23 protein-coding genes, 1 tRNA gene and 1 pseudogene are annotated in these 23,979 nt (G+C 56.7%); 12 read left to right on the forward strand and 13 right to left on the reverse strand.

The window, feature by feature from the left end; translation table 11 throughout:
* The coding region (locus BM035_RS18840) for an IS3 family transposase (RefSeq protein WP_139216069.1) at positions 1-291 on the forward strand (291 nt) is incomplete at its 5' end.
* Positions 292-907: 616 nt separating this feature from the next.
* Here BM035_RS18840 and BM035_RS22455 read toward each other — a convergent pair.
* On the reverse strand, positions 908-1,162 hold the full coding sequence (locus tag BM035_RS22455) for a hypothetical protein (RefSeq protein ID WP_169054516.1): 255 nt from the start codon (positions 1,160-1,162) through the stop codon (positions 908-910).
* Here BM035_RS22455 and BM035_RS18850 point away from each other — a divergent pair.
* From BM035_RS18850 to BM035_RS18885, 7 genes and pseudogenes are all read left to right on the forward strand, one after another.
* Positions 1,067-1,873 (forward strand): annotated as a pseudogene (locus BM035_RS18850) (carboxylate--amine ligase); the annotation flags it as partial. The gene BM035_RS22455 and the pseudogene BM035_RS18850 sit on opposite strands and share 96 nt — an antisense overlap.
* A 109-nt stretch (positions 1,874-1,982) precedes the next feature.
* Positions 1,983-2,375 (forward strand): ectoine synthase, encoded by a 393-nt coding sequence (locus BM035_RS18855; RefSeq protein ID WP_092033729.1) that lies wholly within the window; start codon positions 1,983-1,985, stop codon positions 2,373-2,375.
* Between the two features lie 174 nt (positions 2,376-2,549).
* Complete coding sequence (locus tag BM035_RS18860; protein ID WP_092033732.1) at positions 2,550-3,890, forward strand: magnesium transporter; 1,341 nt, start codon at positions 2,550-2,552, stop codon at positions 3,888-3,890.
* A 128-nt stretch (positions 3,891-4,018) separates the two neighbouring features.
* Positions 4,019-5,389: an OmpA family protein gene (locus BM035_RS18865; RefSeq protein ID WP_169054518.1), complete on the forward strand. Its 1,371-nt coding sequence runs from the start codon at positions 4,019-4,021 to the stop codon at positions 5,387-5,389.
* A gap of 304 nt (positions 5,390-5,693) precedes the next feature.
* Positions 5,694-6,539, forward strand: coding sequence for a mechanosensitive ion channel family protein (locus BM035_RS18875; RefSeq protein WP_092033740.1), 846 nt, complete (start codon positions 5,694-5,696; stop codon positions 6,537-6,539).
* Entirely contained in the window at positions 6,536-7,081 is a 546-nt protein-coding gene (locus BM035_RS18880) for a sigma-70 family RNA polymerase sigma factor (protein WP_092033743.1), read from the forward strand. Before BM035_RS18875 ends, BM035_RS18880 begins: the two co-directional genes overlap by 4 nt.
* Before the next feature lie 42 nt (positions 7,082-7,123).
* The gene (locus BM035_RS18885) at positions 7,124-8,260 is read left to right on the forward strand and encodes a mechanosensitive ion channel family protein (RefSeq protein WP_092033745.1); all 1,137 of its coding nucleotides are present in this window, start codon (positions 7,124-7,126) and stop codon (positions 8,258-8,260) included.
* 314 nt (positions 8,261-8,574) lie between these two features.
* Here BM035_RS18885 and istB read toward each other — a convergent pair whose 3' ends face one another.
* Both istB and istA read right to left on the reverse strand, forming a co-directional pair.
* Positions 8,575-9,315 (reverse strand): IS21-like element helper ATPase IstB, encoded by a 741-nt coding sequence (gene istB, locus BM035_RS18890; RefSeq protein WP_053113077.1) that lies wholly within the window; start codon positions 9,313-9,315, stop codon positions 8,575-8,577.
* 9 nt (positions 9,316-9,324) lie between these two features.
* Positions 9,325-10,866, reverse strand: coding sequence for an IS21 family transposase (gene istA, locus BM035_RS18895; RefSeq protein ID WP_092033748.1), 1,542 nt, complete (start codon positions 10,864-10,866; stop codon positions 9,325-9,327).
* A 237-nt stretch (positions 10,867-11,103) separates the two neighbouring features.
* Here istA and BM035_RS22810 point away from each other — a divergent pair, with 237 nt between their 5' ends.
* Positions 11,104-11,295: a hypothetical protein gene (locus tag BM035_RS22810; RefSeq protein WP_008169684.1), complete on the forward strand. Its 192-nt coding sequence runs from the start codon at positions 11,104-11,106 to the stop codon at positions 11,293-11,295.
* A 340-nt stretch (positions 11,296-11,635) separates the two neighbouring features.
* Here the strand turns inward: BM035_RS22810 and BM035_RS18905 are convergent.
* From BM035_RS18905 to rpsU, 4 genes are all read right to left on the reverse strand, one after another.
* Positions 11,636-11,712, reverse strand: a tRNA-Ile gene (locus BM035_RS18905).
* 96 nt (positions 11,713-11,808) lie between these two features.
* A complete protein-coding gene (gene rpoD, locus BM035_RS18910; protein ID WP_008169681.1) occupies positions 11,809-13,656 on the reverse strand; it encodes an RNA polymerase sigma factor RpoD in 1,848 nt (615 codons plus the stop codon).
* A 133-nt stretch (positions 13,657-13,789) separates the two neighbouring features.
* The gene (gene dnaG, locus BM035_RS18915) at positions 13,790-15,517 is read right to left on the reverse strand and encodes a DNA primase (RefSeq protein WP_092033751.1); all 1,728 of its coding nucleotides are present in this window, start codon (positions 15,515-15,517) and stop codon (positions 13,790-13,792) included.
* Between the two features lie 149 nt (positions 15,518-15,666).
* Positions 15,667-15,882 carry a 30S ribosomal protein S21 gene (gene rpsU / locus BM035_RS18920; RefSeq protein ID WP_007153483.1) on the reverse strand — a complete coding sequence of 72 codons (216 nt, stop codon included), beginning with the start codon at positions 15,880-15,882 and terminating at the stop codon, positions 15,667-15,669.
* A 238-nt stretch (positions 15,883-16,120) separates the two neighbouring features.
* Here rpsU and tsaD point away from each other — a divergent pair, with 238 nt between their 5' ends.
* Positions 16,121-17,176 carry a tRNA (adenosine(37)-N6)-threonylcarbamoyltransferase complex transferase subunit TsaD gene (gene tsaD / locus BM035_RS18925; protein WP_092033794.1) on the forward strand — a complete coding sequence of 352 codons (1,056 nt, stop codon included), beginning with the start codon at positions 16,121-16,123 and terminating at the stop codon, positions 17,174-17,176.
* A gap of 3 nt (positions 17,177-17,179) precedes the next feature.
* Here tsaD and plsY read toward each other — a convergent pair whose 3' ends face one another.
* The gene (gene plsY, locus BM035_RS18930; RefSeq protein WP_092033796.1) at positions 17,180-17,770 is read right to left on the reverse strand and encodes a glycerol-3-phosphate 1-O-acyltransferase PlsY; all 591 of its coding nucleotides are present in this window, start codon (positions 17,768-17,770) and stop codon (positions 17,180-17,182) included.
* A gap of 140 nt (positions 17,771-17,910) precedes the next feature.
* Here plsY and folB point away from each other — a divergent pair, with 140 nt between their 5' ends.
* Both folB and folK (BM035_RS18940) read left to right on the forward strand, forming a co-directional pair.
* A complete protein-coding gene (gene folB / locus BM035_RS18935) occupies positions 17,911-18,267 on the forward strand; it encodes a dihydroneopterin aldolase (RefSeq protein WP_008169661.1) in 357 nt (118 codons plus the stop codon).
* Positions 18,267-18,791, forward strand: coding sequence for a 2-amino-4-hydroxy-6-hydroxymethyldihydropteridine diphosphokinase (gene folK / locus BM035_RS18940; RefSeq protein WP_008169659.1), 525 nt, complete (start codon positions 18,267-18,269; stop codon positions 18,789-18,791). Before folB ends, folK (BM035_RS18940) begins: the two co-directional genes overlap by 1 nt.
* On the opposite strand, the gene pgi is transcribed toward folK (BM035_RS18940), so the two are convergent.
* From pgi to pcnB, 5 genes are read right to left on the reverse strand one after another with little or no spacing between them, the layout of a single operon-like run.
* Positions 18,774-20,435, reverse strand: coding sequence for a glucose-6-phosphate isomerase (pgi, locus tag BM035_RS18945; RefSeq protein WP_092033754.1), 1,662 nt, complete (start codon positions 20,433-20,435; stop codon positions 18,774-18,776). The genes folK (BM035_RS18940) and pgi overlap by 18 nt on opposite strands.
* A gap of 22 nt (positions 20,436-20,457) precedes the next feature.
* Positions 20,458-21,306: a pantoate--beta-alanine ligase gene (gene panC / locus BM035_RS18950; protein ID WP_053114245.1), complete on the reverse strand. Its 849-nt coding sequence runs from the start codon at positions 21,304-21,306 to the stop codon at positions 20,458-20,460.
* Positions 21,303-22,097, reverse strand: coding sequence for a 3-methyl-2-oxobutanoate hydroxymethyltransferase (panB, locus tag BM035_RS18955; RefSeq protein WP_008169652.1), 795 nt, complete (start codon positions 22,095-22,097; stop codon positions 21,303-21,305). The genes panC and panB overlap by 4 nt, the downstream gene beginning before the upstream one ends.
* 59 nt (positions 22,098-22,156) lie before the next feature.
* Positions 22,157-22,654 carry a 2-amino-4-hydroxy-6-hydroxymethyldihydropteridine diphosphokinase gene (gene folK / locus BM035_RS18960; RefSeq protein ID WP_092033756.1) on the reverse strand — a complete coding sequence of 166 codons (498 nt, stop codon included), beginning with the start codon at positions 22,652-22,654 and terminating at the stop codon, positions 22,157-22,159.
* Complete coding sequence (gene pcnB, locus BM035_RS18965; protein WP_175497423.1) at positions 22,651-23,979, reverse strand: polynucleotide adenylyltransferase PcnB; 1,329 nt, start codon at positions 23,977-23,979, stop codon at positions 22,651-22,653. Before pcnB ends, folK (BM035_RS18960) begins: the two co-directional genes overlap by 4 nt.

The raw sequence follows: 23,979 nt of genomic DNA on the forward strand, positions 1-23,979 counted from the left end.
CGAGGCAGTCAATTCACCAGCGGTGATTACCAGCGCTATCTCGGCAGCAACCGACTGGTGAGCAGCATGAGCGCGGTCGGTCATTGTGGTGATAATGCGGCCTGCGAGGGGTTCTTCGGCATGCTCAAGCGTGAGCGAATTCACCACCGGCGCTACCGAACCCAAAATGAAGCACGAGCTGATGTCTTCGATTACATTGAGCGGTTCCATAATCCTAGGATGCGACGTAGAGTTGCTGCTCAGGACAGAAAACTGTTCGCCGTTTTAAAACCGTCCGTGGAAACGGGGTAGAACCCATCGTCACCATCACAATCATCGAGCAATCCTTCGGCGAATCAAAGCGGCGATGAAGAATAGTTCTGAACCAATGTCTTTGAAGGCCCTGGCTACGAAGGTGGGCGTATCGGTTGGTTACATGGACTATCAGCATCCAGCGCTCGCTTCTGAGATCAAAGCAAAATACCAGGATTTCCACTCGCAGCAGCAACTGCGAAAAAGATATCGGGCGCAAAAGTTGGCTTTGGATTTCTTTCTGTCAGAGAAATACAGTGATGAGCCACAATCTAGAAAACGTGCTTACAAAGTTCTAAGAGAAGAAACGGGGTTGCCGAAACACCTCCTTAGGCACGCGATACAAAGTGCTTACCTGTGCATCGATAGCAGTAAACAGTGAGCGCTGAATACGAAGAAAAGTGCTAGTCAAATCCAACGGGCGTCATTTTCATCGGTATTCGTTTTGGCACTGCCAAGCGTCCCTTAGCTCCTGTCGACTGAAGCTAAGGTCGCAAAGCGAACATTCAGATTGGGGAAAATTTTAAGCTGCGACGGTGGCCGAATTCGCTAAACGTCAGATGCGTACCTCCTTAGAACAAAATGATGGCACGGCAAGTCGACATCACGAGGGCGGTTACTGGTCGAGCCATTTGGTATCCACGACCGTGGCCCATTTACTGAATATTCCCTTGAGCGGGCTTCCCAGAAAATCGCGATAGGCTTCGCAGCAGGCCTGCAAACGGTTGTCATCCGCAGCTAAGCGTTCAACTTCAACCCAATCGTTCCAGGCCACATGAAGCGTGTTAACCAGACACTGCTTAAGCTTGACGGCGATCCGGATGATCCGATCCATGTCAAGGCGTTCGACAAAGCAGGCTGCCTTGGTCATCGGATGATCCGGACTGTGGACGAAATTGACAACATCCCGGATGAAGAGTATCCGCTGTTGATGGAGAGTCACCTGAGTGGCTGGGAGTTTGCGGTTGAGGCCTGGATTCACGATGGCAAAATCAAGTTCCTGAATATCTCAGAGTACGTCACTCTCGGTTACTCGGTATTTGTGCCTGCTACCAGAGAACTGGAAAGCTGGCGGGATGCGATTACCAAGCAAATCGAGTTGCTGATCAAAACCTTCGATATCCAGTTTGGTCAGATTCACCCTGAATACTTTGTGACCAGCGACGGCACCATGTATTTTGGCGAAATTGCCTACCGTCCGCCTGGGTTCAAAGCCTTCGAGCTGATCGAGCGGGCTTATGGCTTCAGTGCTTACCAGGCGTCCATGCTGGTGTTTGACCCCAAGAGCACCCAAGAAGAGGTGGATGCCTTCTTCCCACGTGAAGTGGTCGATGCCAAGGGTTACGCCGGCTGCTTTGGCGTTTATCCGAAACGCCGCGTAGTCAGCAAGCTGGAAATGCCGAAGGAGTGCGTTGAACATCCATACTTTGACTTCCACGAGTTGGTGCCACCGGCTGAGGAGACCGTTCCGGAACGAGACGCGTTCGGCACGCACTGGGGTCTGGTGTTCTTCTTCGGTGATGATCCCATCAAGATGCGCGATTTGCTGAAGTCCCAGGAAGACCTGGATTTCTACGTTTAAAAACGCAAAGTCAGTTCATCGGATACGGATGGCCGGGTGATTGCCCGGCCATCCAACTGGATTGTGCTCGACAACGACATAACCAGTCTCTCAACATTGGAGTAACTTCATGAAAATTGTTCGAATTCAGGACATCATTGGCTCAGAGCGTGAGGTGAGTGGGCCAGGTTGGACAAGCCGCAGGATGCTGCTGAAAAAAGATGGCATGGGATTTTCTTTCCATGAAACCATCATTCCGGCCGGTGCCGAACTCAACCTCTGGTACAAGCACCACCTTGAAGCGGTATACTGCGTTGCTGGCAACGGCAAGATCCTGGATAAAGCCACAGGTGAAACCCACGAGATCACTGACGGGACGCTGTATGCGCTTGATAAACATGACCAGCATACGCTTTACGGTGGTACAGAAGACATGCGCCTGATCTGTGCCTTCAACCCGCCCGTCACAGGACGTGAAGTTCATGACGAAGACGGGGCTTATCTGCCGGACACCGGCGAGTAACAGGCCAGCCCCGCCCCGCGCGGGGCTCCAGCCATTCTCTTTGATTTTCGGTCATTCGGTCAGGCGATAACCGCCCTGGCTGTGGCATATACTCATACCCCCTCCCATAAAAGTTGTGACTAATCCATAACGATTAGCGTCAAACCCCCTCTCTCCCCAGAAGCGAGGTTTAGCATGACGGACGAACTTCCGGACCGGATCCAGGAACTGCTGGAGGCCGAGTCCTCTCAGGCCCCGGCTAAAGACATCCAAAGCCTTACCGCAGATCAGAGCTCTGAAGAACTCGCTTTGTTGCTTGAATCGCTGCCGGTAGACCTGCGGGTCGATGTCTGGCGCAAACTAAAAACAGACAAGCAGCTAGATACGCTCGTATACATGCGAGCAGATCCCCGTGAACGGATTCTTGATGACCTGAGCGAGGAGGAAACTGATCAGCTGCTAACTGATCTGGATGCCGAAGAACTTCTCGAGCTCGCAGAATCGCTGCCTCCACGGTTGGTGGAGCTGGCTCTCGCGCGAATGGATTCCCAGCAACGTGAATGGTTCCACGGAGCACATCAATATGCCGAAGATGAAGTAGGCCACTGGGTCAATCATGATCTTATCCTTTTGCCACAGAATGCGAGGGTACGCGATGCGCTTCGGGTGCTCAGGCGAAACCAGCCCGAATACTGTGATGCGATTTTTCTGGGCAATCGGGCAGGCCAGTTTAGCGGTGTGGTGAAAATTGCCAGACTTTGGACTCAACCTGACCATTTACCTCTCCTGGAGCTCGCCGAGGAAAACGTAAATGGCATTCTGGCCACAGAAGACGCCGTAGATGCTTCGATGAAGTTGCAGAAATCCGGCTTGTCGGCACTCCCGGTGGTTAACGAGCAGCGGGAAGTGGTCGGGCGGATCGATATGGCAACGGCCTGTGAGCTGGTGAACGAATTTTACGAAGGCCAGATCATGTCGTCTGCCGGTATGGATGAAGACGAGGATCTGTTCGCTCCAGTCAGAAAAAGCGCCCGGGGCCGGGCTGTCTGGCTGGGTATCAACCTGCTGACGGCTTTTGCCGCTTCCTGGTTCATTGGCCTGTTTGAGGCGACGCTGCAACAGGTTGTCGCCCTTGCGGTCCTCATGCCTATTGTGGCGAGCATGGGCGGCATTGCAGGCAGTCAGACGCTGACATTGATGATCCGGGGCTTGGCGTTGGGTCAGATCACGGATGCGAACTTCAGGGCTCTTCTGAAAAAGGAAGTAAACGTGGGCGCCCTGAATGGCTTGATCTGGGCAGTGGTTATCGGCCTCGTGACCAGTCTTTGGTTTGGTGACCTGATGATTGCCATGGTTATCGCTCTGGCGATTGTGATCAACATACTGGCGGCAGCTTTTTCAGGCGTCATCATTCCCATTATTCTTGACCGCCTGAAGATAGATCCTGCTTTGTCCGGCTCGGTGATTCTCACCACGGTGACCGATATTGTAGGCTTTGTCGCCTTCCTGGGTATGGGAACATGGTTTCTGGTCTGATGAAGAAAATGTGACTTTTTCGTTACTCACCGCATCGAAGGTGGGAAGCGTAATCAAATGCCAGGCTTCAGGTAACAATGCGGAGAACAGGAATGAAATCCTTCTATAAATGGACAATAACAGCGGCAATGTTAGTAACTGCCGGCTGTGCCTCAACAGCAAAGCTGAGTCAGGCTGAAATCGATGAGCGTTATCCCAAGCTCACGACTCTTGAAACGGCTCTGAACACCGCCGATGCCAACGAGGTAGATGTGCTTTCCCAGGCCTTATATGAGCGGGCCGAGGCTAACTGGCAGGAAGCGCGGAAGTGGGCGGCTGGCGGCAGTGACAAAGCAGATGAGCTGGCGCGTCAGGCAGAAGCCCTGCTTGAGCGGGCCAACCTGAACAGTCGTTCTGTTAAACGTGAGCTGACCAGTGTGTTGGCCGCGCGCGATCGTGCAATGCGTGCAGGCGCCCACACCAAATACAGCCAGGAGTTTGCCGAGGTCGATGAGCAGCTGTCCGAGAGTGGTAACTGGATCGCGGAAGGCCGGGTGTCTGATGCGCGTGAAGTGCGCCAGGACATGACTGCAAGTTACGCCCGCCTCGAGGTAAAGGCGCTCAAACAGGTAACCTCAAAGGATGCGCAGCAGCGAATCGCTCAGGCGCTGAGGGCTGATGTTGATGATTACGCACCGCGTACCCTGGCCAGCGCACAAGCTGAATTGCAATTGGCCAATCAGGTTCTGGAAGCCGACGCCAATGCCCGTAACAAGGCTGAAGCGCATGCGCAGCAAGCGATGCAACTGGCGAACCAGGCCATTCAGATTGCTGAGATCATTAAGGATTTCAAGCAAAGTGACATGACGGATGAGCAGATTGTCCTATGGTATCAACAGCAGCTCGCCGAAGCGGTGAACCCGGTTGTTACCGATCCGGATTTTGGCCAGCCAAACCGTGAAGTGGTCCGGTCTGTAGCCATCGAACTGGCCCAGTTGACTGACACGCAGGTAAAGTATGCAGCTCAACTCGTTGCCATGGAAAAAGAGCTCGAGAGCCTTCGTGTTTCGTCTGATTCAGCCCGCGAACAGCAGGCCCGCAATGAGGCCCGTTTCAGGGCAGTTCAGAAACTGTTCAGTTCTGATGAAGCCGAAGTCTATCGGCAGGGCAGCAATGTTCTTATCAGGGCTTATGGTTTCGATTTCCCTTCTGGACAGAGCGAAATCCAGTCCGATAACTTCCCGTTACTGAACAAGATTACCAGGGCCATCAATCAGTTCCCCGATTCCCGGATTGAAGTGTCCGGCCACACGGACAGCCGCGGCTCGGATGCGCTGAACCAGCGGTTGTCTTCTGAACGTGCTGAAAAAGTGGCTCGCTTCCTGGTGGATGTTGGCGACCTGTCCAAGCAACGGGTGACAAGCAGAGGTTACGGTGAAACCCGCCCGCTTGCTTCCAACGAGACGCAAGAGGGGCGCACAGCGAACCGCCGCGTTGAAATCCTGATTATTAATGAATGAACACCGAAGGGGGCGCACCGCGCCCCCTTCTCTATGAGAAGGCCTACGGCATGAAACCAGAAAATCAGTTGGAGCGGAAACTTGAAGCACTGGCGCGGTCCGAGATCCGGTCCGTTGAAAGTCAGCATCGTTTACGAAGAGCGCGTGGAGCCGCTCTTCAGCAAACGGCAACCAGGGACGGCCTGGGATTCCTGATGGCATTTGTCTGGGTGATCTTCGCTGGTTTCGGGGCCCGTCTTCTGACCCGCTCTCCCGGAGGGCCATCCAACCCGAATAGCGCAACACGATCGACTGGAGGTGAATCATGAATCTGGATGCATGGGCCCGGGCGTTGACGACAGCGCTGGAAAATTTCTGGGGCAAAATTGCGGCCTTTGCGCCCAATTTATTGGCGGTGCTGGCCATTGTTCTCATAGGACTCTGGGTCGTTCGTCTGGTTGGTAAGGCGGTTGCTTTGACGTTACGTAAACTGGGCACCGACTCCCTGTTTGAAAAAATCGGGCTGAGCAACTGGTTGGAAACTGCGGGTGTTCAAGTGCCTCCAAGCGAGGCACTTGCAGTTCTGGTACGTGTTTTCCTGGCTTTCCTGATACTGCTGTCTGCCGCCGAAACGTTGGGCCTGGAGCGGGTTTCCTCGGTCATGGACGAATTCGTAGTCTATCTCCCCAAGTTATTCGGCGCTGTCATCGTTGTGGTGGTTGGGATGTTCCTCGCCCATCATTTCAAGCGCAGTGTAGAGCGTACACTCGAGCATCTTGGCGTTGATTATGCGCGAACCGTCTCTCAGGTAGTTTACGGAGTTACGCTACTTATCACGGCTTCTATCGCCATCAACCAGCTTCAGATCGCTACCGATCTTTTCGATCTTCTGTTTGCCATCGTGCTTGCAAGCGTTGGTCTGGCCGTTGCTATATCATTCGGGCTGGGCGCACGGAATATTTCTGAACAGCTCATCAGCGGCGTGTACATCCGTGAACAGTTAACGCCGGGGGAGACACTGGTTGTAAACGGTGAAACAGGTACCGTTCTGGCGGTTGGAAACGTTAACACCCTGATTCAGGTTGGGTCTGACCTGCGCCGCATTCCCAATGCCGTTCTGCTTCAAACGGTGTTCACCATTCGAAATGACGAGCCCGATGCGAACGAATGAGCGCTCTCAACAGCCTGAAAAAGCTGTCAGATGCTCAACTGGTGGCTTTGGCTCGTCAGCAGCTTCCCTACGCAACGACGGCCTGGGAAGAGCTTATGTGTCGCCATGAAAAGCCGCTGGTCAGCCTGTGCCGTAATCTGTGCGGAAATAACTCAGACGCAGAGGATGCGTACCAGGAAGTGGTGTTGCGGGTTTTTCACCATTTACCGAAGTTTCGGGGTGACTCCAGTTTTAAAACCTGGGTGTACCGGATAGCCTACAATGAAAGCATAATGTTAATCCGACAGCGCAAAGTACATGACTCTCTTGATGGGGTGCGCGAACCTGCAACCCGCGACTCAGGGAAAGTCGGGTTGTCCGGGGACGTGACGTTCCATGACCTTCTTGATCGACTCGACCTTGAGGACCGGAGCATACTGGCGCTGCGACTGATTTCCGATATGGACTTTCAGGAAATCGCCAATCTAACCGGCAGTGGCCTGAGTGCCGTCAAGATGCGTTACAAGCGGGCACTCGAGAAACTCAAGCCTTACATAGAGTAAAGTAACACTGACATTTACAGCGATCTCAAGAGCGGGAACCTGATGGCTGAATCATTCGGTGCCGAGCTGGCTGAACAGCTCCGGCGAAATATTGGCGATGCGTTCCAGGCCGTATCAGGCGGCGACTTGGAATGGGGCACACTTCTGGCACAGATTCTTGGCCAGCTGTTGGTCTCTATTATCTACCTCGGGGCGTTTTTTGGCGGCTACCTGGTCCTGATAAGTACCGTCCGGCTGGTGTTAGGTAAGCAGCGGGCGAAAACGGCTTTATTCATCCAGGTCCGCAGCTGTCTGCGCTATCTGGCCGGATTAGGTGCGCTGCTCTTCATTCTTGCACAGTTCGGAACGACCCCTGAGGTGCTAAAAGCAATGGCGAGGGCAGGATTCATGGCTTTCGGTTTCTATATGGCCTGGCTTATTGCAGGGCGCCTGATGAAAGAGGGCATGACGCGTTACAAGATAGACGCGTCTATCCGTCAGCTGGTCGAAAACCTGTTTTCGGTGATCATCACAGCATTGGCTGTAGTGACTTTGCTCGCCCAGTTTGGTTTCGATGTGGTGTCCATCGTCGCCGGTCTGGGTATTGTCGGTATTGCAGTAGGCTTTGCTGCCCAATCAACCCTGTCCAACTTCATTGCCGGTATTACTCTGCTCATTGAGAGGCCGTTCCGCATTGGTGATTGGGTGACCATCAACGGGCAAGACGGCAAAGTGGTCAAGATTGCTCTGCGGACCACCTGGCTGCGCACCCGGGACAATATTTTCACGATGATTCCAAACGACAGTGTCGCCTCCTCTGATATCGTCAATTACAGTGCAGAGGGTGTGACCCGTCTCAATATCCCGGTGGGCATTGCTTATAAGGAATCTGCGAAGGCTGCAAGAGAGGTGCTGATGCCTGTCTTGCTGGCGCATCCTGACGTTCTTCAGGGCGTTGGCATGCAACCCCGCGTTCTGCTCAGAAGCCTGGGGGACTCTTCGGTGAATCTGGAAGTCCAGGTATGGATTACGCCAGATAATCTTGATGTACAGCCCAGAATCATGGCCGATATTCTTGAAAAGATGAAAGAGGCCCTGGATACCGCGGGAATTGAGATTCCTTTCCCCCATCTGCAACTGTTTATTGATGATGCAAAAGGGCTGAAATCCGTCGTTGAGCTGGCCTTGGCCCAAAATTGAGCTCCATTCGAAACTGGGAATTCTACTTTGTAGCGCCTCGAGCCGAGGATGAGTGTCTCGCTCAAATGCTTTAAAAGTTCTGCTTTGTGGTCAATTCGGCCATTTGTTAGTGTTCGCTTCTGTTTATTCCTGAATCAAAGCCGCCAGAGTAAAATTACAGGTATAAACTAGCGTATGGCTCGGATCTGACACCATGAGCTCGCTGTTGGCGGAGCTGCATATTCCGGCGAACGTGAACGCCCATTCTGGCTGAACGTGAACACCTTTTTTCTTAACGCATCACCCACCGGAGTTTGTACCCTGGGTGTTCACGTTCAGTCAATTTCCTGAAGTCGCTTTCTCATCGATTCCCCTTTCAGAGCCCAGCGGTGAGCGTTGTGCATCAACCGATCCAGAATGGCGTCCGCCAGAGTGTTATCGCCGATGGCGGCGTACCACTGATCGGTGGGTAGCTGGCTGATGATCATGGTCGAGTGAGTGCCGTGACGGTCATCCATGATCTCCATCAGGTCGTTCCGGTGTGCAGGTTTCAGAGCTTCCAGCCCCCAGTCGTCCAGGATCAGCAGCTTTACTTTGGCTAGTTGGCTGAGGGTTTTCTGGTAGGTGCCATCGGCCTTGGCCTGGGTCAGTTCCAGCAGTAATCGGGAGATCCGGTAATACCGGGTGCTGAGGCCGTTGAGGCAGGCCTGATGCCCCACGGCGCAACCCAGATAGGTTTTGCCGCTGCCGCAAGGGCCGGTAATCAACAGGTTCTGACCCCGTTCGAGCCAGTCTGTCTGGGCCAGTTGGGCTACCTGTGTTTTCTTCAGATTGCGTGGGTGCTGGTAGTCGATGTCCTGAACCGAGGCCCGGAGTTTGAAGCGGGCCTGACGCACCAGGCGATCCTGCTTGCGGTGATCCCGGGTCTGGAACTCCCGGTCGAGCAACAGCTCCAGGCGTTCGGTGAACGACAGCTCGTCATAAGTTCCCGGCTGGTTTTGTTGATGTTCCAGGGCGGCAGCCATGCCGCCGAGCTTCAGATCTCTCAATCGTGTCAGGGTTTGCAAGGTGTTCATGCGGGTATCCTAGTGGAAGCTCTTCGGGCCACGGATGTTCTCGTGGTGCTGGGGCAGTTCTGTGTGCAAGGGCAGTTGTTCGGGCAACTTGTCCCGGTTGCTCCGGAGAATGGCCTTGATGTGTTTCAGCCGGTCCAGGCCTTCGCGGTTGGCAATGCGGCAACCGGCGTTAAGGCGCTCGCTGGGATATTCCTTGCTCAGATTGAGTAGCCCAAGACAGACCCGGTAGGCCTGCTCCGGATGCTCCCGCTCATCCAGTCGGTCACTGACCCAGATCAGGGTGTCCGGCCCGATGTCCCGGGCCCAGTTCTTAAGCCGGCCGGGGGACCACTGTTGTTGTTTTTGATGGCGGGTGGGCATGTGCCCTGACTCGGTCGTGATGCCGTACTGATGACTGCGTGGGTGGCTGGCGATCTGTCGTTGCCGGAAGTAGATCTGTACCAGTCGCTCACTGGCGTGGAGGTCCACCTGCTCGCCCACATACTGGTGCGGCACCGAGTAGTGGTGCTGGCTGAACTCGATGTGGTAATCGATGTTGACCCGGCAACGCCGGATCTCGACGTACTCATAGGGGTGTTTGGGTAGCGCCTTCAGGGCTGGCTGGTCGAGCGTCTTGAAGGCCTCCTTCCGGTTGCCTGGCAGCGCTCGGAATGGTCGGCTGTTCAGGTCGTCCAGCAGGGACCGGATGCACTGATTCAGGTCGGCCAGGGTGAAGAAGGTGTGGTGGCGCAACCGCGCCAGTATCCAGCGTTCAACAACCTGTACACCCACCTCCGCCTTGGATTTATCCTTGGGCTTGTAGGGCCGCGCAGGCAGCACCGCGACCTGGTAGTGCGCCGCCAGTTGCTGGTAGCTGGGATTCAGGTCCGGATCGTACCGACAGGCTTTGTTGACACCGCTACGCAGATTATCGGGGATAATCATCTCCGGAACACCCGCAAAAAACTCAAAGGTGCGCACGTGACTCATCAACCAGTCCTGCAAGCCCTGGCTCCAGGTGGCCTCCGCATAGGTGTAATTCGAAGCCCCCAGCACGGCGACAAACACCTGGGCCGTGCGGATTTCGCCGGTTTGCGGGTTAATGATCGGAACGGTGGGGCCACAGTAGTCAATGAAGCACTTTTCACCGGCCTTGTGGATCTGGCGCATAGAGCGCCTTTGCTGCTTTTGCCAGTGCCGGAAGCGGTCACAGTATTGAGAATAGCTGTAACAGCGATTGGGGTATTGGGCGGTGTATTCCTCCCATAGCAGTTGCTTGGTAACGCCCTTGTGTTTGAGGCTCTGATGGACGGTCAACCAGTCCGGTACCTGATAGCGGCTGGAGCTGGTGGGGTCAGCACCGGGATAGAGCATGGCCGCCAGGCGGCCATCGTCCAGATCCTCGGGTAAGGGCCAGGTGATCTCTAAAGCCTGGGCTCGGGTCAGGAGCTTCTGGATAGCCCCGACACTGGTCTTGGTGCTGGCGCTGATTTGCCGGATCGAAAGCCCGGCTTCCAGCCTCAGGCGCAGCACTTCTCTTATTTTGCGCATTGGAATTCTCTTTGCTGCCATGACCCTGATTCCCAAAAAAAGAACCAGAGTAGCAAGCGGTTGAATAAACAATGCGTTAAGAAGGATTCTGGTTGAACGTGAACACCGATTCCGGCATGGTGAACACCGATTCCGGAAATTTCCGAAAAGTGTTCATCTTCGACCAGAATGACTGTTCACGTTGAACCAGAATAGGTGTTCACGTTCGTCCGGAATGGGTGTTCATGATGGGCCGGAATATGCAGGAGCATGGATTGAATGCCTGATGCATTAAATGTAACCGCGCTGACGCATCTTTTCGATGAATGCTTTGCATTGATCAGACTGGCGAATAACTTCAGGGTCCAGTCGAACAGTGCCTTGACCCACTATTCGCACATGCGGATTTGGATGCTCTCTGAGCAGTCGACGGATTCTCTGCGTTTACTCACAGGCGGAGAGCAATTTTGATAGGCCCATCTCTAGTTCTTCCGGAAGCTTTGATTCGGATTCCCGGATACATCAAAAAGACAGTTTTTTCTGAGATCGCACAGTTCTTTGGCGGGCAATTGCTCCTCACACATTTTCAAATGTGGCTTCTGTATTTTTGGAAGCACGGATTTCAAGCACTTTTGGAAGGAGATAGTTGGGAAACTTAGTGGCCCGCGAATTTCGGCCTTTGTGTACAGCAAACACGTTATCGGAGAGGGGAGAAGGAGGCGGCCACAACACCCAACCTATGACACCATAATGTGGCCGTTCCGGCCAATTTATGGTGTCACGACCATTTGAATCGGTACTAAGAGTTAAATGGTGGGCCCAGCAGGACTCGAACCTGCGACCAAGGGATTATGAGTCCCCTGCTCTAACCAACTGAGCTATAGGCCCGTTCAGCGAACGCTGTTTTGAAAGGTGTTTCCTGGGGGGAAACAAAGCGGGCGCCATTATACCGGTGAGGTGTGGCGCCCGCTACTGTTTGGGAAATTATCCCTGATTGCCCTGATCGTCGATAAAGCCGCGCAGGTGATCGGAGCGCGAGGGGTGACGCAGTTTGCGCAGGGCCTTGGCTTCGATCTGACGGATCCGCTCCCGGGTTACGTCGAACTGTTTGCCGACTTCTTCCAGGGTATGGTCGGTGTTCATCTCGATACCAAAGCGCATCCTCAGAACCTTGGACTCGCGGGCGGTAAGGCCGGCCAGTACCGAGCGGGTGGCTTCGCGCAGACCTTCGGCGGTGGCGGAATCCACCGGGGAGAGGGCCTGGATATCTTCGATGAAGTCGCCCAGATGGCTGTCTTCGTCGTCACCAATCGGAGTCTCCATGGAGATCGGCTCTTTGGCGATCTTCAATACCTTGCGGATCTTGTCCTCAGGCATTTCCATGCGCTCGCCCAGTTCTTCCGGCGTGGGTTCGCGACCCATCTCCTGCAACATCTGGCGGGAGATGCGGTTGAGCTTGTTGATGGTCTCGATCATGTGCACCGGAATACGGATGGTGCGGGCCTGGTCCGCGATAGAGCGGGTGATGGCCTGACGAATCCACCAGGTGGCATAGGTCGAAAACTTGTAGCCCCGACGGTACTCGAACTTGTCGACGGCCTTCATCAGGCCGATATTGCCCTCCTGGATCAGATCCAGGAACTGCAGGCCGCGATTGGTGTATTTCTTGGCGATGGAAATAACCAGACGCAGGTTGGCCTCTACCATCTCTTTCTTGGCACGGCGGGCCTTGGCTTCACCGATAGAGACGCGACGGTTGATTTCCTTGATGTCGGCAACGTCCAGGTCTACTTCGGTCTGCACGTTCTGGATGCGCTTCTGCAGACGAACGACTTCGTCGATACGCTCGGCCAAGGGCGCTGCGTAAGGCTTCTTGCTCTTGGCAATTTTGTCGGCCCAATCCAGGTTGGTCTCGTTGCCCGGGAACGACTTGATGAAGTCCTTGCGGGGCATTTTGCACTCGCGAACACAGATCTGCATGATCGCGCGCTCGTTCTCACGAACCAGGTCGTTGGTGGAGCGAACCACGTTCACCAGCTCGTCAAAGGCCTTATTGGCGAGTTTGAACGGTGCGAAAACCTGTCCCAGCTCGTTCAGGGCTTCCTGGGTCTTCTTGTCGGACCGACCGTGCTTGGCCAGGGCCTTGTTGGCGGCCTCCAGCTTTTCGTTGAGCAGTTCGAACCGGAGACGTGTCTCTTCCGGATCCGGGCCGTTATCGGTTTCTTCTTCCGAGGAATCGTCGTCATCGTCTGAATCCGAGTCGGAATCATCAGAGCTTTCGGGTGTGGTGTCCTCACCCATGAACGGCTCGGCATCGTCCGGATCCAGGAAGCCGGTTACGATGTCGCTGATACGGCCTTCGTTTTCGAGAATGCGGTCGTAGGCCTGGATAACGGTGCCAGCGGTGCCCGGGAAGTGGGCAACGGCGGCCATCACATCGCGAATGCCTTCCTCGATGCGCTTGGCGATGACAATTTCGCCTTCGCGAGTCAGCAGCTCGACGGTGCCCATTTCGCGCATGTACATGCGAACAGGATCCGTAGTGCGGCCGGCGTCGGTCTCAACAGCGGCCAGAGCGGCAGCGGCTTCAGCGGCGGCGGCTTCGTCAGCGGTGGAGTCGCCCTCGGTCATCAGCAGGGTATCGGCGTCCGGTGTTTCTTCGCACACCTGGATACCCATGTCGTTAATCATGCGAATGATGTCTTCGACCTGATCCGGATCGGCGATGTCTTCCGGGAGGTGGTCGTTTACCTCGGCGTAAGTCAGGTAACCTTGTTCCTTGCCTCGTGCAATGAGGTCTTTCAAACGTGATTTTTGCGAATTGCCTGACATAGACACCCTGTAAACTCGCTTTTAGAAGGAAAAAAGTTAAACAGCCATTATAGCTGTCGCTTAGTTGCTCTGCCACCAAGGAGCCTAGGCTCAAAGGTTAGATGGTGATCAGTGCCTCAAGTTTCAAGTGCTGCTAGTCCCCGGTGCCGCTGCTCAGGGCCCTCAGCTCCTGTCGTTCCTCGCTTGTGAGGTTCGACAGATTTCTCAATAGTGTGGCAAGCCGCTGCTGGCGGGATGCCTCTTCGTTCGGGCTCAGAAGCTCACGGGCGGCGGCCAGTGTGCTTTCCCGCGCAGGAATATGCTCGATCCCGTCAAACAGGTGGTAGAAGCGCTCACGAGCGTCCCTGTCCAGTGCCAGCGTACGCACCAGGGTTTTCCTGTCCCGGATGTCGTTTGCCAGAATCCACTCGGCAAAATTCCGGGCCTGATTGAATTGTCGGGAGCTGCGGGCCAGCTCGGTGACCTCGGTAGCCAGGTCCGGTGCTTCCAGTAGGGCAAGGCACAGAATGCTGTCCTTGCTGAGTTTCACATCAATTCGATCCTCGGACACCCGATCCCGTCGCTCGCCGTTCCAGCGCCCTTTCTGCCCCTGCTGGCGGCTCTGCCACTGGTTCCGGCCACCACAAAGGCGGAGCATTTCGTGCCACATGGCATCCCGGAGGGTGCTTCTGGGCATCTTGTTGAGCAGCGGTTCGACCCTGGCTCGCAATTCGCCCCGATGCTCTGGCAGTTGCAGGTCCAGCCCTTCACTCTGCCGATCAAACAGATAGCGGGACAGAGGCGTTGCCCCTTCAATGCGCTTCTGGAACGCTTCCGGCCCCTCCTTGCGCACGAGGGTGTCCGGGTCCTCGCCCTGGGGCAGCATCAGGAACTGGAGGTGAAGGCCATCGGCCATAAGTTCCAGTGCGTTTTCCATGGCCTTATCCGCGGCCCGGAAGCCCGCCTGGTCGCCGTCAAAGCAGAACACGATGTGTCTGACCTGCTTCAATAATGCTGTGAGACTGTCCTGGTTCGTTGCTGTGCCCAGCGTCGCAACCGCATAGTGAATGCCGTTCTGGGCGAGGGCGATCACATCCATGTAGCCTTCAACCACCAGCAGCTTGTCCAGCTGCCGGATGGCCTGTTTGGCCTCGAAAAGCCCGTAAATCTCGCGGCTCTTGTGAAACACATCCGACTCCGGGGAGTTGATGTATTTCGCCTTGTCGTCGCCCAGGGTGCGGCCGCCGAATGCCACGGTTCTGCCCCGGCTATTGCGAATCGGGAACATCACCCGGTTGCGGAACAGGTCCCTGGGTTTGCCGTACTTGTCGGAAACCGTGCCGGTTTCAATCAGCGGACCCTGCAGGTCCTTGCTGGCAACATCAAACAGCGCCGTGCCGGTGGAGGGCGCATAGCCCACCTGGTACTGCTCGATGATGGCGTTATCCAGACCCCTTTGTTGCAGGTAGTCCCGTGCGTAGGCACCTTGCTGACCTTTGAGCGCTGATTGATAGAAGCGACTGGCAAAGTCCAGTGCATCGGTCAGCGTTCGCGCCTGCTGGATTTCCTGTTTTGCCGCCCGGTCGTAGGGCACTTCGAGACCAACCCGCTTGGCCAGTTCCTCTACCGCCTCGGTAAAACCCAGGCCTTCAAACTCCCTGACAAAGCTGATGGCATCGCCATGGGCGCCGCACCCGAAGCAATGGTAAAAGCCCTTGTCTGGCCGAACGTTGAACGAGGGTGTTTTCTCGTCGTGGAACGGGCAGCAGGCCTTGTAGTTAGCGCCGGCCTTCTTGAGCGTGATGCGTGAACCGATCAGTTCCGCCAGGTCGATACGATCCAGCAGGTTTTCAACAAACTGTTGAGGGATCAGTCCGCTCATGGGGGCTCCACATCAGGCCTTCATCGGAGTTGGCCAATAGCCAAAAATGCCGCCGAAGCCAGGCCTCGGCGGCATTTTTGAGTCGCTCTGTGCAGCCTGCGGCTGTACAGGCAATCAGTGCTTTGCAGTCAAGCGGCGTCAGATAAAACTTAGTACAGACGCTCGAACTTGCGCTGTTCCCGCTGAAGCTTCTTGAGATGACGCTTAACGGCAGCGGCTGCTTTGCGCTTACGAACAGCGGTCGGCTTCTCGTAGTGCTCTCGACGACGTACTTCGGAAAGTACACCCGCTTTCTCGCAGGAACGCTTGAAGCGACGCAGTGCTACGTCAAACGGTTCATTCTCTTTCACTTTAACAGCTGGCATTCGAAAATCACCTACCTGATAGATTCGGTTTCAATTTTGTCCGTCTGGCGAGGCCAGACCGGTTCTCGATTCCTGGTCAGATTGGCTAAAACTCGACCAGTGCATATTTTAGGGCGGCAATGATAGCGCCTGCGTTATGGCAAGGTCAATGTTTGTTCGATGAATCTGCCAGTGGGTTTCGGGTTTCTGCTAAAATGCGCGTCGTTTTCATTTCTGCCAACCAATGTGGCCCGAAATTATGCTGATTCTAGGTATCGAAACCTCTTGCGACGAGACTGGTGTAGCGCTTTACGACACGGAAGCGGCCCTTCTGGGGCACGCCCTGTTCAGCCAGATCGACATGCATGCTGATTACGGGGGTGTCGTCCCTGAACTGGCGTCCCGTGACCACGTTCGCAAGCTCCTGCCCCTCTGCGATCAGGTGCTTTCGGATGCCGGTAAAGGCCGTGCCGATATAGAGGGAATTGCCTACACCGCGGGTCCGGGCCTGGTCGGCGCGCTCATGGTTGGGGGCGCGGTTGCCCATTCGCTGGGGTTTGCCCTTGGAGTGCCGGTGCTCGGTGTGCATCACATGGAGGGCCACCTTCTGGCGCCCATGCTGGAGGATAATCCACCCGCGTTTCCCTTCGTTGCACTGCTTGTTTCGGGTGGCCATACCCAGTTGGTAAGGGTTGATGGTATTGGCGAATACGAAATGCTGGGAGAATCAGTAGACGACGCCGCTGGTGAGGCCTTCGACAAGACCGCCAAGATGCTCGGTCTGGACTACCCGGGTGGACCGCGGGTGGCAGCGCTGGCGGAAAAAGGCACAGAGGGCCGTTATCGGTTCCCGAGGCCGATGACTGACCGTCCCGGCCTGGATTTCAGCTTCAGCGGCCTGAAAACCTTCACGCTCAATACCGTGAATGCTGCTCGTGAGGCGGAGGGGCTGACGGACCAGACCCGCGCGGATATTGCCCTGGCGTTCGAGGCCGCCGTGGTCGATACGCTCACTATCAAATGCCGCCGGGCCCTGGAACAGACAGGCTGCAAGCGGCTGGTCATAGCCGGAGGGGTGAGCGCCAATAAACGGTTACGGGCGGGCCTGGAAAAAATGGCCGACAAACTCAAAGCCCGCGTTTTCTACGCCCGGCCGGAATTCTGTACGGATAACGGTGCAATGATTGCCTACGCCGGTGCCCAGCGCATGAAGGCCGGCCAGCAGGACGGCGAGCGGATTGTGGCAGTGCCCCGGTGGCCAATGAACACGCTGCCGCCCATTAACGAACCTCGCTCAACCGGTCTGGTGGACTGATCATTAAAGTCCGGTTTCCCGTCCCTGGGCGAGCCGGATGAGGTTGTTGCGGTGGCGAACCACAATCAAAAGTGCGAGCAGGCCGAACAGTGGCAGGGTTTCCGGTTCAAGGAAGGCGCTGATCAGCGGGCCGCAGACAATGGCTATCAGTGAGGCGAGGGCGGATATTCGCCAGCGCCAGATTACCAGCATCCAGATAGCGGCCATCAGCAGCGTTGTGACCGGCGCCAGCGCAAGACCGGCCCCGAGCGCCGTCGCGACCCCTTTTCCACCCTTGAATCGATAGAAGATCGGGATCATGTGGCCGGTGACGGCGAACAGGGCAACGACAGCCTGAACCATTACGGAAAGACCGGCGGCATGGGCCAGCCAAACGGGTAACCAGCCTTTCGCGGCATCCAGCGCAAGCGTGAGTAGCGCTGGCGGCCATCCGCCGGTTCGGTAGACATTCGTGGCGCCGGGATTGCCTGAACCCTGCGCCCGTGGGTCCGGGAGTTTCCAGAGTTGGCAGACCGGCAGGGCAAACAGCACTGAACCTGCCAGGTAAGCGGCGGCGCAGAGTAAAACCGTTAAAACCGGGTCACTGGGAAACATGCTGTGGGCTCGGAAGCAAAGACGTATACAACCAATATGTGCGAAAATGCCCGCCCTGAAAACGCGGGCCATGCTCTTCACAGTATCCCCTGGTTGTGCGTTATTCAATCACCAAAGAGTGGAAGAACTCCGGAGTACCCTTGGCAGACACTGTATTGATCGAAGGCCTCGTTGTGGAAACTGTGGTCGGCGTTTATGACTGGGAGCGGGAAGTCACCCAGAACCTGGTGGTCGATCTGGAAATGGCCTGGGATAACCGGGTGCCGGGTCGAACAGACGATGTCGCCGATGCCCTGGATTATGCGGCCGTCAGTGCTCGGGTGGAGACCTGTCTGCAGGCACTCAGGCCGCAACTGCTTGAGCACGGCGCTGAGGTGCTCGCCAGAGCCTTGCAGGATGAATTTGGCATCACGTGGCTTCGGTTGGCGATACGCAAGCCGGGGGCCGTACCTACGGCACAGGCGGTGGGTGTGCAAATCGAGAGGGGAGTCCGGTGATGGCAGCGGCCGTTCGGGTTTACATCAGTATTGGCAGCAATGTCGACAGGGAACGCTACGTCAGGGCAGCGCTCGATGCGCTCTCGGCATGGTTTGGCGAGCTGATTATCTCCCCGGTCTACGACAGCGAAGCGGTCGGGTTTGATGGCTCGCCCTTCCTGAACCTCGTAGTGGGCGTGGATACGTCCCTGTCGGTTGCCGAGCTTTCGAAGCGTTTCAAACAGTTGGAGGCGGACAACGGCCGGCGTCGGGATGTGCCTAAATTCAGTGCGCGAACGCTGGACCTCGATATTCTCACCTATGGCAGTGCCGTCGGGCGCATCGATGGCGTTGAACTGCCAAGGGGTGAAATCCTGAAAAACGCTTTCGTGCTTCGGCCACTGGCCGACATAGCGCCTGAAGCAGAGCACCCGGTGTGCGGCAAAACCTATGGCCAGCTATGGCGGGAGTACGACACTGGCCAGAAGCTCTGGCCGGTGGGCTTCAGCTGGCAGGGTCGGCAGATTTCACACGCTGCCGGTTGAGCGGAACAGCTCGATGAGGTGATCGGTCGAGCTGTCGCTGGCCTGGGTGCCATCTTCCTCGCCCAATAGCCGCGGCAGGATGCCTTTACCCAGTTGCTTGCCGAGTTCCACACCCCATTGGTCAAACGAATCCACGTCCCAGATAACCCCCTGCACAAAGGTGCGGTGCTCGTAGAGCGCGATCAACGCGCCCACAGTCTCGGGTGTCACCTTCTCCATGGTCAGCGTGTTACTTGGCTTGTTGCCTGGGATCACCTTGTGTGGCGCAAGCTGTTCAATCTCGCTTTCATCCCGTCCTTCGGCTTTCAGCTCGGCCCTGGCTTCTTCCAGTGATTTTCCGGCCATCATGGCCCTGGACTGGCTGAGGCAGTTGGCAAACAGGTCGGCGTGATGGGTGGCCACCGGATTGTGGGTTTTCAGAGGTATGATGAAGTCCGCCGGAATCAGGCGGGTGCCCTGGTGGATCAGCTGGTGATAGGCGTGCTGGCCATTGGCACCGACGCCGCCCCAGATGACCGGGCCGGACTGCCAGGCGAGTGGGGTGCCCGCTTGCGTAACGCTCTTGCCGTTGCTTTCCATATCCAGCTGCTGGAGGTGGTCTGGCAGGCTGCGCAGGTAATGATCGTAGGGCAGTATCGCGTGGGTCTCGGCACCCCAGAAATTGTTGTACCAGATGCCCAGCATGGCCATAACCACCGGCAGATTCTTTGCCAGCGGCGCTTCACGAAAGTGCTGGTCCATGGCATGGGCGCCGGCCAGCAGGGCCCGGAAGTTGGTCATGCCAACGCTAAAGGCAATGGGCAGGCCGATGGCTGACCACAGTGAATAACGGCCGCCCACCCAGTCCCACATCGGGAAGACGTTCTCCGGATCGATACCGAAGTCCTGCGCCGCCGGCACATTGGCCGTCACGGCCATGAAATGCTGCGAGACCGCCTGTTCATCCCCGCAATGATCCAGAAACCACTGTTTCGCGACTTTGCTGTTCTCGAGGGTTTCCTGCGTGCGGAATGACTTGGACTGGATCAGGAACAGAGTGGTTTCCGGATTGACCTGGCGCAGAGCCTCGCAAATCTCGGTGCCATCAATGTTGGCCACGTAATGGCAGCGAATGCCGGCCTGGGCGTAAGGTTGAAGGGCTTCGCCAACCAGCTTCGGGCCCAGGTAGGAGCCGCCGATACCGATGCTTACCACATCGGTGAAAGGTTTGCCGGTGTACCCGGTGCGGTGTTGGCCCAACACCTCCTCCACCAGGGTTTCCATGCGTTGCAGGGTGCGCTGCACCTCGGCGACCACGTTTTCGCCGTCAACGGTGATGGCGTCGGTTCCCGGGTTGCGCAATGCCGTGTGCAGGGCAGGGCGATCTTCGGTAACGTTGACTCTCTTTCCGCTGAGCAAGGCCTCCCGCCGTGCTTCCAGGTTACAGCTGCTGGCCAGTGCCAGAAGCGCGTCGAGCACGTCGTCAGTGATCCGATTCTTGGAAAAATCCAGTGACAGCCCTGCGCCTTCAATGAAATAACGCTTTGCCCGCCCGGGATCCTGGTTGAACAGGTCCTTCATGAGAACGCCGTCCAGGCGTTGCCGATGTTCCTTCAGTGTCTGCCATTCGGGTTTCGAGGTCAGTACTTCAGGATGTGCGGGCATCAGAGGTTCCTTTTCTGTTGGCTTATCGGGTCAGGGACAGGTTATCGATCAAGCGGGTGGTGCCCAGGAAAGCTGCCGTCAGGATGGTAATCTCCCGATCTTCAGCCGTGGCCGGTTTGAGTGTCTGACTGTTGACGATATTGAAGTAGTCCGGCCTGAGCCCTGCGTCCCCGAGACTCTGCTCAGCTTCGCTTTCCAGGGCCTGGAAGTCTGTACGACCATCGGTGATCTTGGCCGCCGTGGCCTGCAGAGTCTGGTAGACCGCTGGCGCAATCTGCCGTTCCTCGGGCGTCAGGTAACCATTGCGCGAGCTTTTCGCCAGGCCGTCGTCCTCTCTCACCGTGGGGCCGCCCACCACATCAACAGGGATCATCAGATCCCGGACCATTTTCCGGATCACGGCCAGTTGCTGAAAATCCTTCTCGCCGAATACAGCGAAGTCCGGCTGCACCATATTGAACAGCATGGTGACCACCGTGGCTACGCCCTCAAAGTGACCCGGGCGACTGGCGCCACAGTGGCCGTCGCTGACATCCGGCACTACCACCTGGGTCTGACTTGCCAGCCCTTCCGGATAGATTTCCTCGGCGGAAGGCGCGAATACCAGTGTGTTACCGGCCGAGGCGAGCTTGTCCTGGTCTTCAGCCAGGGTTCTCGGGTAGGTCTCGAGATCTTCGCCGGCTCCGAACTGCATCGGGTTCACGAAGATGCTGGTAACCACCACATCCGCCATCTCCGCTGCTTTGCGCACGAGGGAGATATGGCCCTCGTGCAGGTTGCCCATGGTGGGTACCAGGCCGATGGTTTTGCCCTGCTGCCGGTAGCCGCGGAGGATGGTTCTCAATTCTTTCAAAGAATGTACAGTTCTCATGCCTTGAACGTATGCTCCTCAGCGGGGAATGAGCGCTCGCCTACGGCTTTCACGTAGGCCTGGAGGGCTTCCTGTACCGAATCTGTTTCAGCCAGGAAGTTCTTGACGAATCGTGGCTTACGGCCAGTGGTAATGCCCAGCATATCGTGCAATACCAGAATCTGTCCGTCGGTGTCTGGCCCGGCACCTATCCCGATGACCGGTGCTTTGACGGCTTGGGAGATGCGTGCCGCCAGCGGCGCGGGAACGCACTCCAGCAGGATGGCATCGGCGCCGGCGGCTTCCAGTTCGCAGGCGTGCTCAATCATCATCTCCGCCGCTTTCTCGTCACGGCCCTGGACCTTGTAGCCGCCAAATTTATTGACGAATTGCGGCGTGAGGCCCAGATGTGCGCACACGGGCACGGCGCGCTCGGTCAGAGCAGTAATGGTTTCTTTCATCCAGTCCGTGCCCTCGAGTTTTACCATGTGCGCGCCCGCGCGCATCAGTTCCGCTGCGTTCTCCAGGGCAGACTCGACCGTGCCGTAGCTCATGAAGGGCATGTCGGCCATGATCAGGGACCCACGGTTTCCTTTGGCCACGCAGCTGACGTGATACACCATCTGGTCCATGGTCACCGGCAGGGTGCTGTCATGCCCCTGAAGCACCATCCCGAGGGAGTCGCCGATAAGGATTACGTGAACGCCCGCTTCACTGACCACCTGGGAAAAGGTGGCGTCATAGGAGGTAAGGGCAGCGAAGGCTTCGCCCTTCTGCTTGAACTCACGCAGGGTATTGATGGTAACAGCCATAGAATCCTTGCCTTTTGGGTGGATGGGCCTGGGCGTGCCGGGGTGTCGGCATTAAAGTGTTAAGGGTAATCCGCCGGTGGAAGCTTGCGCAAGCCGTTGTCGGGGCATTGGCTGCGCAGTTGGGCAATGGAGGTGCCATAAGGCAGGGTCAGGTCGGCCTTCAGGTCCAGCAGGGGCTGGAGTGCAAAGTCCCGGTTCGGGAGCTCGCGATGAGGTACGGTGAGGCGCTCATCGTCGAGTACCTGGTCGCCGAACACCAGTATGTCCAGGTCGAGGGTGCGGGGCCCCCAGTGCCTGAGCCGCTCCCGGCCGTGTTTCTGTTCGATGCTCTGCAGTTCGTCCAGCAGCTGGTGTGGTCGCAGGGACGTTCTCAGCCAGACGGCACCGTTGACGAAGTCCGGCTGGTCCTGGGGACCGACCGGGCGGCTGGCATAAAAAGGGGATTGGGCTACCAGAGCGGTTTCCGGCAGGGTGGCCAGGGCGGAAACTGCCCTGGCCAGTTGAGCAGCCGGATCTTTCAGGTTGCTGCCAAGACCAATAAAAACATCTGTCATCATTGTTGTGCGGGGCGCTTGACCGTTTTACGGCGACGGCGCTTTTTGGGCGCATCGTTGCTCAGTTTTGACAGCATCCGTTCCTGGCCACGTTCGTCCTCCTGCTGGAACTCGGTCCACCACTGACCAAGCCCTGGCTCAATCTCGCCAGACGCCTCACGAACCAGCAGGAAATCGTAGGCTGCACGGAACCGGGGGTGGGTCATGGTGGCAAAGGCCCGCTTACCCTGTCGGCGGGGCAGGCGCATCTGGAGCTCCCAGATCTCTTTCATGGGCCCGGAGAAGCGCTTGGGAATGGAGGTTGCCTGTACCTGGCGGCCAATCACTTTTCCGATAGCTCCATGCAGTGCCGGCTGCACGGGATCACCGTTGTCCTGCCGGCGATGCCATTCCGCCTGAAGTGCCGGCCAGAGCATGGCCGCAAACAGAAAGTAAGGCGTGACCGATTTGCCCTGGGCAATCCGGGCGTCCGTGTTTCTGAGGGCCTGGCGTATCAGTTCATCGGGTTCGCCGTTCTCGATGGCGCGGGCCGTTTCCGGAAACAGCGGTTCGAGAAGATTGTATCGGTTAAGCAAGTCGTAGGTGGCCTCACCATGGCCGGCCGAAAACAGTTTGAGTACTTCCTCAAACAGACGAGCCGGCGGGATGTGGGTCAACAGTGGCGCCAGTTCCCCAATGGGGGCCTCAGTCTCGGGCTCAATGTCGAAGTCGAGCTTGGCGGCAAAACGGATGGCGCGGAGCATGCGTACCGGGTCCTCGCGGTAGCGGGTTTCCGGGTCGCCGATCAGTCGCAGCTGCCGGTTGCGCAAATCCTCAATGCCGTTGGCGAAATCTATAACGGTGAAGTCGCGAATGCAGTAGTAAAGCGCGTTGACGGTGAAGTCGCGACGCAGGGCGTCCTCTTCCTGGTTGCCGTAGACGTTGTCCCGCAGGAGCAGTCCATGTTCGCTGGTTCTGCGGTCGTCCTCATCCGCCTCGGCATCGGCTTCCGTGGCGTTGCCCCGGAAGGTGGTCACCTCGATGACTTCACGGCCAAACACCACGTGGACAATCCGGAAACGCCGTCCGATCAACCGGGAGTTGCGGAACAGGTCGTGAACTTCCTCCGGCGTGGCATTGGTTGCGATGTCAAAATCCTTGGGTTTTCCGCCCAGCAGGATATCCCTGACGCCGCCACCCACAAGGTAGGCCTCGTAGCCTGATTTGTTCAGGCGATGCAGAACTTTCTTGGCAGGGTCGCTGATAACCGAGCGGGAGACGTTGTGCTGGTCCCTCGGGATTTCCCGTCGCTGGTAGGTGCGGGCTTTCTTTTTTCCGTTGCCGGGCAT

The sequence above is a fragment of the Marinobacter sp. DSM 26671 genome, from assembly GCF_900112835.1.
Classification (GTDB): Bacteria; Pseudomonadota; Gammaproteobacteria; order Pseudomonadales; family Oleiphilaceae; genus Marinobacter; species Marinobacter flavimaris.

Coding starts and splice junctions, on each gene's coding strand:
- BM035_RS22455 (WP_169054516.1), bottom strand. CDS start 1,162: ATGACCAAGGCAGCCTGCTTTGTCGAACGCCTTGACATGGATCGGATC.
- BM035_RS18855 (WP_092033729.1), top strand. CDS start 1,983: ATGAAAATTGTTCGAATTCAGGACATCATTGGCTCAGAGCGTGAGGTG.
- BM035_RS18860 (WP_092033732.1), top strand. CDS start 2,550: ATGACGGACGAACTTCCGGACCGGATCCAGGAACTGCTGGAGGCCGAG.
- BM035_RS18865 (WP_169054518.1), top strand. CDS start 4,019: ATGTTAGTAACTGCCGGCTGTGCCTCAACAGCAAAGCTGAGTCAGGCT.
- BM035_RS18875 (WP_092033740.1), top strand. CDS start 5,694: ATGAATCTGGATGCATGGGCCCGGGCGTTGACGACAGCGCTGGAAAAT.
- BM035_RS18880 (WP_092033743.1), top strand. CDS start 6,536: ATGAGCGCTCTCAACAGCCTGAAAAAGCTGTCAGATGCTCAACTGGTG.
- BM035_RS18885 (WP_092033745.1), top strand. CDS start 7,124: ATGGCTGAATCATTCGGTGCCGAGCTGGCTGAACAGCTCCGGCGAAAT.
- istB (WP_053113077.1), bottom strand. CDS start 9,315: ATGAACACCTTGCAAACCCTGACACGATTGAGAGATCTGAAGCTCGGC.
- istA (WP_092033748.1), bottom strand. CDS start 10,866: ATGGCAGCAAAGAGAATTCCAATGCGCAAAATAAGAGAAGTGCTGCGC.
- BM035_RS22810 (WP_008169684.1), top strand. CDS start 11,104: ATGCCTGATGCATTAAATGTAACCGCGCTGACGCATCTTTTCGATGAA.
- rpoD (WP_008169681.1), bottom strand. CDS start 13,656: ATGTCAGGCAATTCGCAAAAATCACGTTTGAAAGACCTCATTGCACGA.
- dnaG (WP_092033751.1), bottom strand. CDS start 15,517: ATGAGCGGACTGATCCCTCAACAGTTTGTTGAAAACCTGCTGGATCGT.
- rpsU (WP_007153483.1), bottom strand. CDS start 15,882: ATGCCAGCTGTTAAAGTGAAAGAGAATGAACCGTTTGACGTAGCACTG.
- tsaD (WP_092033794.1), top strand. CDS start 16,121: ATGCTGATTCTAGGTATCGAAACCTCTTGCGACGAGACTGGTGTAGCG.
- plsY (WP_092033796.1), bottom strand. CDS start 17,770: ATGTTTCCCAGTGACCCGGTTTTAACGGTTTTACTCTGCGCCGCCGCT.
- folK (WP_008169659.1), top strand. CDS start 18,267: ATGGCAGCGGCCGTTCGGGTTTACATCAGTATTGGCAGCAATGTCGAC.
- pgi (WP_092033754.1), bottom strand. CDS start 20,435: ATGCCCGCACATCCTGAAGTACTGACCTCGAAACCCGAATGGCAGACA.
- panC (WP_053114245.1), bottom strand. CDS start 21,306: ATGAGAACTGTACATTCTTTGAAAGAATTGAGAACCATCCTCCGCGGC.
- panB (WP_008169652.1), bottom strand. CDS start 22,097: ATGGCTGTTACCATCAATACCCTGCGTGAGTTCAAGCAGAAGGGCGAA.
- folK (WP_092033756.1), bottom strand. CDS start 22,654: ATGATGACAGATGTTTTTATTGGTCTTGGCAGCAACCTGAAAGATCCG.
- pcnB (WP_175497423.1), bottom strand. CDS start 23,979: ATGCCCGGCAACGGAAAAAAGAAAGCCCGCACCTACCAGCGACGGGAA.